Source organism: Accumulibacter sp., assembly GCF_031732815.1.
In the GTDB taxonomy this organism is placed as follows: Bacteria; Pseudomonadota; Gammaproteobacteria; order Burkholderiales; family Rhodocyclaceae; genus Accumulibacter.
The window spans coordinates 11,744-20,204 of sequence record NZ_JAVMKF010000221.1; the positions used below are offsets into that span (position 1 = coordinate 11,744).

General features: G+C 67.1%; 10 protein-coding genes. 4 read left to right on the forward strand and 6 right to left on the reverse strand.

The window, feature by feature from the left end; all coding sequences use genetic code 11:
- Both RKP46_RS13975 and RKP46_RS13980 read left to right on the forward strand, forming a co-directional pair.
- Nucleotides 1-171 (forward strand): FKBP-type peptidyl-prolyl cis-trans isomerase (locus tag RKP46_RS13975; RefSeq protein WP_311107202.1); only part of this gene is annotated, 171 nt, incomplete at its 5' end.
- Nucleotides 172-174: 3 nt separating this feature from the next.
- Complete coding sequence (locus RKP46_RS13980) at nucleotides 175-1,023, forward strand: pseudouridine synthase (protein ID WP_409194147.1); 849 nt, start codon at nucleotides 175-177, stop codon at nucleotides 1,021-1,023.
- Nucleotides 1,024-1,131: 108 nt separating this feature from the next.
- Here RKP46_RS13980 and aqpZ read toward each other — a convergent pair whose 3' ends face one another.
- Nucleotides 1,132-1,821 carry an aquaporin Z gene (aqpZ, locus tag RKP46_RS13985; RefSeq protein WP_409194148.1) on the reverse strand — a complete coding sequence of 230 codons (690 nt, stop codon included), beginning with the start codon at nucleotides 1,819-1,821 and terminating at the stop codon, nucleotides 1,132-1,134.
- Between the two features lie 271 nt (nucleotides 1,822-2,092).
- On the opposite strand from aqpZ, the gene RKP46_RS13990 reads away from it, so the two are divergent.
- Nucleotides 2,093-3,184 carry an acetylxylan esterase gene (locus RKP46_RS13990; RefSeq protein WP_311107195.1) on the forward strand — a complete coding sequence of 364 codons (1,092 nt, stop codon included), beginning with the start codon at nucleotides 2,093-2,095 and terminating at the stop codon, nucleotides 3,182-3,184.
- Nucleotides 3,185-3,260: 76 nt separating this feature from the next.
- Here the strand turns inward: RKP46_RS13990 and glnE are convergent, their stop codons facing one another.
- The 5 genes from glnE to RKP46_RS20250 form a co-directional block, all read right to left on the reverse strand.
- Nucleotides 3,261-6,008, reverse strand: a complete 2,748-nt coding sequence (gene glnE / locus RKP46_RS13995) for a bifunctional [glutamate--ammonia ligase]-adenylyl-L-tyrosine phosphorylase/[glutamate--ammonia-ligase] adenylyltransferase (protein WP_311107196.1) — start codon at nucleotides 6,006-6,008, stop codon at nucleotides 3,261-3,263.
- Nucleotides 6,009-6,095: 87 nt separating this feature from the next.
- Nucleotides 6,096-6,365 (reverse strand): hypothetical protein, encoded by a 270-nt coding sequence (locus tag RKP46_RS14000; RefSeq protein ID WP_311107197.1) that lies wholly within the window; start codon nucleotides 6,363-6,365, stop codon nucleotides 6,096-6,098.
- Nucleotides 6,366-6,799: 434 nt separating this feature from the next.
- A complete protein-coding gene (locus RKP46_RS14005) occupies nucleotides 6,800-6,970 on the reverse strand; it encodes a hypothetical protein (protein ID WP_311107198.1) in 171 nt (56 codons plus the stop codon).
- 245 nt (nucleotides 6,971-7,215) lie between these two features.
- The gene (locus tag RKP46_RS14010) at nucleotides 7,216-7,605 is read right to left on the reverse strand and encodes a hypothetical protein (RefSeq protein ID WP_311107199.1); all 390 of its coding nucleotides are present in this window, start codon (nucleotides 7,603-7,605) and stop codon (nucleotides 7,216-7,218) included.
- The gene (locus RKP46_RS20250) at nucleotides 7,606-7,851 is read right to left on the reverse strand and encodes a serine protease (protein ID WP_409194149.1); all 246 of its coding nucleotides are present in this window, start codon (nucleotides 7,849-7,851) and stop codon (nucleotides 7,606-7,608) included.
- Nucleotides 7,852-7,998: 147 nt separating this feature from the next.
- Here RKP46_RS20250 and RKP46_RS14015 point away from each other — a divergent pair.
- Nucleotides 7,999-8,461, forward strand: a 463-nt coding sequence (locus RKP46_RS14015; protein ID WP_311107200.1) for an OmpA family protein, incomplete at its 3' end; no start/stop codon positions are given.

An 8,461-nucleotide genomic window follows, 5' to 3' on the forward strand; every position in this document is an offset into this window, starting at 1 on the left:
GGGCGGCACGTGATCGCCGGTTGGGAGGAGGGCGTTCCCGGAATGAACGTCGGAGGTATCCGCAAGCTGACGATCCCGGCCGATCTGGCGTACGGCGCGCGTGGCGCAGGCAAGATGGTGCCGCCGAACGCCAAGCTCGTCTTCGAGATCGAACTGCTCGACATCGCCTGAGCAATGGCCGATCGGCCACGCCGCGTGCTGCTGCGCGTTGCCGGCAAGAGCGCGGCGTCAGCCGCGGGCGCGCCGACGAGCGCGCCGCAGGCGGCAGCAGGCGGAACGGCGGCGCCCGACCCCGAGCGCGGCATCCGGGTGGCCAAGCTGATGGCTGAGCGCGGCCTCTGTTCGCGCCGCGAAGCCGACGACTACATCGCGCGCGGACTGGTTTTCGTCAACGGTCGGCGCGTTGGCGAACTGGGGACGCGCGTTGCGCCAAACGCGGTGATCACGCTCGACCGGCAGGCCGAGGCGCAGCAGCGCAGCCAGTTGACGATTCTCCTGCACAAGCCGGTCGGATATGTCTCGGGGCAGCCCGAGCCAGGCTGCACTCCGGCCGTGTCGCTGATTCGCGCCGAGAACCAGTTCCGGACGCCTGATACGCCGGCCTTTCATCCGGCGTGCCTGCGCGGGCTGGCGCCGGCCGGCCGGCTCGACGTCGATTCGACCGGCTTGCTCGTGCTGACGCAGGATGGGCGCGTTGCGCGCCAGTTGATCGGCGAGAACTCGGAACTGGACAAGGAATATCTGGTGCGCGTCACCGGCCGTCTCGAGGCGCGTGGACTTGCCTTGCTCAGACACGGTCTCAGCCTTGACGACAGGCAACTGAGGCCGGCCGGGGTCGAGTGGCTGAACGCCGATCAACTGCGCTTTGTCCTGCGCGAGGGCCGCAAGCGGCAGATCCGGCGCATGTGCGAACTCGTCGGGTTGCAGGTCGTCGGCTTGAAGCGCGTGCGCATCGGGGCGGTTCGCCTGGCCGACCTGCCGCTCGGCCAGTGGCGCTTCCTGCGCCCCGGGGAAGCGTTCTGAAACCGCCGGGGGAAAGCCGCGCCAGCCGGGCTCGCCGGCCGGCTGGCGGGTGCGCCGCGCCGGGTCGCCCGCCCGGAGGAGCGAGCGCCGCCCGGTGCGGCGTTCGGCTCAGCTTTCTTCGCTGCCGATGAGTTTGTAGGCGGCGGCGCCGAGCAGGGCGCCGATGATCGGGGCGACCCAGAACAGCCAGAGCTGACCGATTGCCCAGTCGCCGACAAAGACCGCGACGCCGGTGCTGCGCGCAGGATTGACCGAGGTGTTGGTGACCGGGATGCTGATCAGGTGGATCAGGGTAAGTGCCAGACCGATGGCGATCGGCGCAAAACCCGCCGGCGCGCGCTTGTCGGTAGCGCCGAGGATGACCAGCAGGAAGAACATGGTCATGACGACTTCGGTAACCAGCGCGGCGAGCAGCGAGTAGCCGCCCGGCGAGTGTGCGCCGTAGCCGTTCGAGGCAAAGCCCTTGCTGACGTCGAAGCCCGCCGCACCGTTGGCGATGACATAAAGTACGCCGCCAGCGGCGATCGCGCCAAGCACCTGGGCGACGATGTAGGGCAGCAGTTGGCTGGCGGGAAAACGCCCACCAGCCCACAAGCCGACCGAAACGGCGGGGTTGAGATGGCAGCCGGAAATGTGGCCGATGGCAAAGGCCATCGTCAACACGGTCAGACCGAAGGCGAGCGACACGCCGTGCAGGCCGATACCGACGTTGGGAAAGGCGGCGGCGAGTACTGCGCTGCCACAGCCCCCGAGTACCAGCCAGAATGTGCCGAAGAACTCGGCGCCGTATTGCTTCATCTGCGTCTCCCAGGAAGAAGATTTGCTTGGAATACCTTGGAATAGGTTGTCTGCCGACAAGGGGATTTGCCGAGCGGACGGCGATCGTAGCGGACACGATCTATCCCGTCAAGTTACACGGGAAACGTAAAAAAGCGCGCCTGAGAGGCCCGCTGGAGCGAGTCGGGCGGCGGCGCGGCGCCGATATTCGTCTTCGCTGGCGGTCAGTAGCCTTCGCCTGGGGCGCTTTCCGCTATGATGCGGGCTGATCAACTTGCTGCCCAAGAGTCCGATGCCGGCGATCAGTGCCGCTGCGCCGGGGCGTCCGGCCCCCTCCGCCTTTCACCTCTGGCTACGCGTCCGCAAGGCGGCGGCCAGGCAGTTGCGCCGGCCGCTCGTCGGCTTGCCGGGCGCTTTTCCGGCGACAGCGGACGTCGGGCCACACGACTATCCTTTCGATCCGACTTACGGCTACGACCTGCGCCGTCTGTGCGCGGTCGAGCCGCCGCTGCCCCCGGACGGTTTTGTCGAGTTCTGGCAGGCGCGCTACCAGGCGGCGCTGGGAATCGATCCGCAGCCGCGGCTGCGACCAAGCGCGCTGCGCCACGCGCAGTTCTGCGTTTTCGATCTGGAGTATTCGTCGAGTGACGGATTTACGATCGGTGGCTGGCTGCTCTGGCCGACGACGCAGCCGCCGCGTCAGGGTTTCGTTGTCGGGCACGGCTACGGCGGAATCGAGTCGCCGTCGTTCGTCCTGCCTTCGCTCTCTGCGGTATACCTTTTTCCGTGTTTCCGCGGTATTGCGCGCAGCCGCCGATGGCCGATATCGGACGACCCGAACTATCACGTGCTGCACGACATCCATCTGCGCGAACGCTACATCATTGCCGGCTGTGTAGAAGACCTGTGGACGGCAGTCAGCGCGCTACTCCAGTTGGCGCCCCAGACCGCCGGGCATCTCGGCTACCTGGGCAGCAGTCTGGGCGGCGGCGTCGGCGCTCTCGCGCTGGCTTGCGAGACGCGCATCGCGCGCGCCCACCTGAAGGTGCCGACTTTCGGCCACCAGGCGCTGCGTCTGACGCTGCCGACGGTCGGCAGCGCGGCGGCGGTGCAGGACTTCGCCCAGCGCCATCCCGAGGTGGCGCAGACGCTGGCCTGGTACGACGCGGCCAGCGCGGCGCGTTTCATCCGCCAGCCGACGCTGGTAGCCGCGGCCTTGTTCGATCCGGCGGTCGCACCGCCCGGGCAGTTTGCCGTCTACAACGCGCTGCCGGGAGTCCGGCAATTGTTCGTCCTCTCCGCCGGGCATTTTCCGTATGCGCGCGAGTCCGGCGAGGAAAAACGTCTGTTGGCCACGCTGCACGCCTTTTTTGCCGGGCTGTGAGCGAGGTCTGGTGCGTGCCGCCGGCTGGCGCGCCCGGCGGCGCTGGCGGGCGTACGCCTGGCGCGCCTGGTGTGCTTCAGTCGCTGGCGAAAACCTGCCGCCAGAGGGCGCTGACGGAGTCGATCCGGCGGCTGACCGAGGCGCGCTCGACGCGCGCGCGGCGCCCGGCGTTCAGGCGCAGCACATGTTGCAGGCGACGGAACTCGCGATAGGCATTGCGCACCGGTTCGGCGAGTTCGCCGGGAATCAGGCCGAGTTCAGCCGCGATGCCAAGCAGGGCGATGTTGCCGAGGTTGCCGCAGAGGCGCGGGTGCGCATGCGCGTGGCCGAGCACCAGGTACTGCACGATGAACTCGACGTCGATCAAGCCGCCACGATCATGCTTGATGTCGAAGTCTTCGCCGCCGCGCGAAGCGTGCTGTTCGAGCATGCGCCGACGCATCGCCAGCACCTCGTCGCGCAGCGTCGCCAGATCGCGCGGCTGGCGGAGGATTTCGACGCGTATCGCTTCGAACGCTTCGCCGACTGCCGGGTCGCCGGCGCAGAAGCGCGCGCGCGTCAGCGCCTGATGCTCCCACACCCAGGCGTGCTGCAACTGGTAGTCGCGAAAAGCGGAAACCGGGCAGACGAGCATTCCCGCATCGCCGTTCGGCCGCAGGCGCAGGTCGACCTCGAAGAGCATCCCGGCCGGCGTCTGCGCGGACATCCAGGTGCTCATGCGCTGGCCGAGCCGGGCGTAGATTTCGCCCACATCCGGTGTGGGATCGTCGTGCAGGTAGACCAGGTCGAGGTCGGAGGCGAAGCCGAGTTCCTTGCCGCCGAGTTTGCCGTAGGCGATGACGGCAAAGCGCGGCGGTTCGGATGGCCGTGGGTGGCGCTGGCGCAGTCGCCGCCAGCACAGATCGAGCGTCGTCTGCACCATCAGGTCGGCCAGTTCGCTCAGGCGGTCAGCCAGGTGCTCGACCGTATGCATACCGGCGATGTCCTGCGCCAGGAAGTGAAAGACTTGCGCGTGATGCGTTTCGCGCAGGATATCCATTTCCCGTTCGGTATCATCCTCGGCCTGCGCCAGGCGGGCGAGCAGTTCGCGCCGGAACTCTTGCCAGTCGGTGCGCACGTCGAAAATGCGCGAATCGAGCAGCTCGTCGAGCAGAATCGGGTGGCGCGTCAGGTAGTCGGCGGCCCACGACGAACTGCCGATCAATTCGGCCAGCTTGTTCAGCGCCGGCGGATATTGCTGCAAGAGCGCCAGGTAAGCGCCGCGCCGGCTGATCGTCTCCAGGAAATCGAGCGTGCGCAGCCAGGAAGCGTCCGGCGTGCCGGTTCCGGCCGCTGCTTCGAAGACGCGCGGGCCGAGCGCGTCGAGGCGTTCGCGATTGCTCGCGGGCAACTGCAGGTAGCGAGCGCTGTCGCGAAAGCTGCGCAGGCGCGCGAGCAGTGCCTGCGGCTGACGAAAGCCCAGCGTCGACAGGCGCTCGAGCGCTTCGTCGGGACTCGCCGAACCGTCCCAGAGCGTCGCGAGCGCATGCCGGCCTTCCTCCGGCTCCGAGAAGACTTGCTCGAAATGGCGGGCAACGATTGCTCGATGCGCATCGAGAACGTCGAGCAGCGCGGGCCAGTCGGCGAAAGCGAGCGAATGCGCGATCTGTTCACGCTCTTCGTCAGCGCTCGGCAGGCGGTGCGTCTGTGCATCGTTGACGTACTGCAAGCGGTGTTCGAGGCGGCGCAGGAAAACATAGGCAGTGGCCAGCGCACTCTCGCTTTCGGCCGACAGCAGGCGCCGCTCGGCAAGGAGCGCCAGGACCTGCAAGGTCGGGCGCACTTGCAGCGCGGGATCGCGTCCGCCGCGGATCAATTGAAAGACCTGAGCAATGAACTCGATTTCGCGGATACCACCGGGCCCCAGCTTGATGTGCTCGGCCATGTCCTTGCGCATCACTTCGCGGCGGATCTGCCCGTGCAGTTCGCGCATCGCGTTGATGGCGCCGAAATCGAGGTACTTGCGGAAGACAAAAGGTCGCGCTATGCCCTGCAGCGCCTGCACCCACTCGGCCTGCAGATTGACCCCGGAATTCATCACGCGCGCCTTGATCCAGGCGTAGCGCTCCCATTCGCGACCTTGCGCGATGAAGTAGTTTTCCAGCGAACCGAGCGAGCCGACGAGCGGTCCGGAGTCGCCGTTCGGGCGCAGGCGCATGTCGACCCGAAAGACCTGGCCGTCCTCGGTCAGGTCGCCGAGCGCCGCAATCAGCCGCTTGCCCAGGCGGTGGAAGAATTCGTAGTTGTCGATCCGGCGGCCGCTGCCGCCCGCCGTCTGTCCTTCCTCGGGATAGACGAAGATGTAATCGACGTCCGACGACACGTTCAGTTCGCGTCCGCCCAGCTTGCCCATGCCGATGACCAGCAGGCGCTCGGGCTCACCGCGACTGTCGAGCGGCTGGCCAAACAGTTCGGCGAGCTGCCGATGGAAGAAATCGAGCGCAAAGTTGGTCGTCACGTCGGCCAGTTGCGTCATGCACTCGACCACCTCGCCCAGGTCGGCCGCGCCGCCGAGGTCGCGCACGATGAGCAGCGCCATGACGCGCTGGCGCAGGCGCCGCAGGCTGCGCTTGAGCGCTTCGTCGCTGTGCGGTGCCTGATCGGCCAGGAAGGCCTCCATCTGCTCCGCCGTCATCGGCTGTCCGACCTTGTCAACCAGCCAGTCGGCAACTTCCGGGCGAGCCGCCAGCAGGTTGCGCAGAAAGCGGCTGTGCGCTTGCGCCGCTGGCCAGGGCGCGGTCAGATGGCCAGCCGGGTCGGCGGGCGCGAGGCAGGCAGTATTCATGGTTGCGCGAGCAGCGTGGGTGAAGTCGGGGGGGAGGGCGGCGGTGCGGACAGGCCGGGCAGACTTTGGCATAAAGTGTGTCGCCGTTCAAGCGGCGAGCGCAAGCCGGCGGTCGCCCGCGGCTGGATCTGCCCCGGCTATCTCGGGTGACAGCGTGCGCAAGCGTTCGTGATGCTGCCGGCCACCCGGCAGATCCCCATCGAGAACGCTGGCCAGCGTCAGCATGCCGTGCGTGGGTGCCAAAGTCGGCCGCTTGGCAAGCAGCCAGTTGGCATGCTCGCGTGTCTTGCCGGCGATGCGCGAGACGAGATAGGCCTGCGCCAGGAACAGACGGAGATCGGCAGCCTCCGGGGCCAATGCCCGGCCCCTTTTACGGCGCCGCGATGGCGCGCCCGAGATCGCGGCCTTGCCCACGCGCCTGTCCGAGATTGGTCCAGGCATTGGCGAAATCGGGCGACAGGCGCACGGCGGTTTCAGGGTTTCGACGGCTTCCGGCAACCGCCCGAGTTTGAGCAGGGCCTGGTCTTTGCCGTTCCAGGCCTGACTGGCCGGGTCAATCTGCAATGCGCCCTCCAGCATTATCAGCGACGGCTATCAACCACTCCTGAAGCTGTCCGCTACGCCCCTGCGCCTTGGTCTTGACCTGATCGAAGCGGACCGTTCCGCCCGCCTGCGACTCGGCCCGCGCCAAGGTAGACAGGGTTTTTTCGTGGGCGCCGGATGCGATCTGGCTGTTGCCCGGGCTGATCAGATCGTTCGCGCCAGCGCCGCCCAGGCTATCCGTTCTCTTTTCAGGTTGCCAGCCGCAGCCGGAGATTGCGACGCAGCGAGGCACGCGTCGCCAGCATATCCGCATCATAGGGTTTGCGTTTTAGCGCTTCGCCCAGCGCCTGCTCGGCGTCGCGCAGCCGCTGGCTGGAGACGAGCACCGCGTCCAGGAGGCACTGCCCGCTTTCGGGCAATTCCGGTGCGAGCTCGACCGCCAGCAGACAGGTCCATTCTTCCTGCTCCCGCGCGAGGCGAGGCGCTTCCCAAACGTCGCGCTGGCCTCCGGCAGGCGTCGCTGTCCGGAGCGTGAAACACCGACGACTCCCCAGGCCAAGGCATTGTCGGCCTTGATCTCCAGGCTCTCCTGCCAAGCCGCGCACGGCGCATCGTGCGCCCGGAGAGTGTCTGCCCGCGCCAGAACCAGTGGTGGGATCGCCCGTCAGGTCTTCGCCTGGTCGCTCGACAACCCGCCAAGCCTTGTGCACCTGCCCGCCTGCAGATACGCAGTGGCCCGCTTCCATTGCGCTTTCGCATCGCCGCTGCGCAAGCCAGCCAAGCGCCGCCAGGTGGTGATCGCCAAGGCTTCGTCGTACTCCTGATGCAAGGCGAGCTGCCAGCCGAGGCCGAGCGCGTGGCCGCGCTGCGACGGATCGATGCGGCAGAGTGCCTTCCAGCCAAGGAACTCGGCGTCCGGCTGCTTTTTCTCACGCGCCGCCCGCACCGTGAAAGACCACGCATCCGGGTTATCCGGAGCGGCTTTTGCCCAGCTCTGTGCCTGGCGCAACAAACCCGTCCAGCCCTGTGTGGCAACCAGCGCCTCGGCTCGCACCTAAAGCTGTTGCTGCGCCGCGTTCTTGCTGGCCCGTTCCTGCACCTGATCGATCCATGCTGCCGGTAGCGCGAAGTTTACGTTCCGCCCGTCGCGGCGTCGGTAGTCGATGATGCCAAGCAGGCGCCCGCGCTCGTCGACCAGGGCGCCGCCTGCGGAACCCGGCGAGACCGGGGCGCTGAACTGGAGGTATCTGCCACTCGGAAACCGGCGCTTTCGCGAGAAGACTCCATCCGAAATCGTCACGCATCGCAGAGCCGAAGAAGTCGACTCGACGTGCGCCGACGCTGTCAGAAGGGCGTCGCGTTTGCCAGGTGACAGCAATCGGGACTAGAATGGCATATCGGCAGCAATGGGTTCCAACGGTTTATTTCTCAACGTGCGAGGGGTGTCATGGCGTCAAAGGATGATGACGAGATAACCGCAGTAGTGGCGGGTGTATTGGCCGGAATAGCGCTGGCCGTGGTGGGCGTGGTCTATGCCGTCGGCGGTGGCAAGACGGTACGCGCGCCGGCGGCGAATTCGACCGAGATGGTCGACATCGCGCCAATCGGCGAGCCGCTGGCGAAGGTCTATTTTGGCGTCGGCAAGGCCGAAATGAACGAGGCGGACCGGGGCGTCGTGGCGACCACCCTGCAGGCTCTGGCGAACAACCCGCAAGCGATCGTGCTGCTTTCCGGCTTCCACGATCCCTCGGGTGATGCGGCGAACAACGCGCAACTGGCCAAGGCGCGGGCGGTCAGCGTGCGCACTGCCTTGCTCGCCGGCGGGGTTGATGCCAGCCGCGTCAAGTTCCGCAAACCCGAGTCGACGATCGGCAGCGGCAGCCCGGAGGAGGGCAGGCGGGTCGAGATAC

Coding starts and splice junctions, on each gene's coding strand:
- RKP46_RS13980 (WP_409194147.1), top strand. CDS start 175: ATGGCCGATCGGCCACGCCGCGTGCTGCTGCGCGTTGCCGGCAAGAGC.
- aqpZ (WP_409194148.1), bottom strand. CDS start 1,821: ATGAAGCAATACGGCGCCGAGTTCTTCGGCACATTCTGGCTGGTACTC.
- RKP46_RS13990 (WP_311107195.1), top strand. CDS start 2,093: ATGCCGGCGATCAGTGCCGCTGCGCCGGGGCGTCCGGCCCCCTCCGCC.
- glnE (WP_311107196.1), bottom strand. CDS start 6,008: ATGAATACTGCCTGCCTCGCGCCCGCCGACCCGGCTGGCCATCTGACC.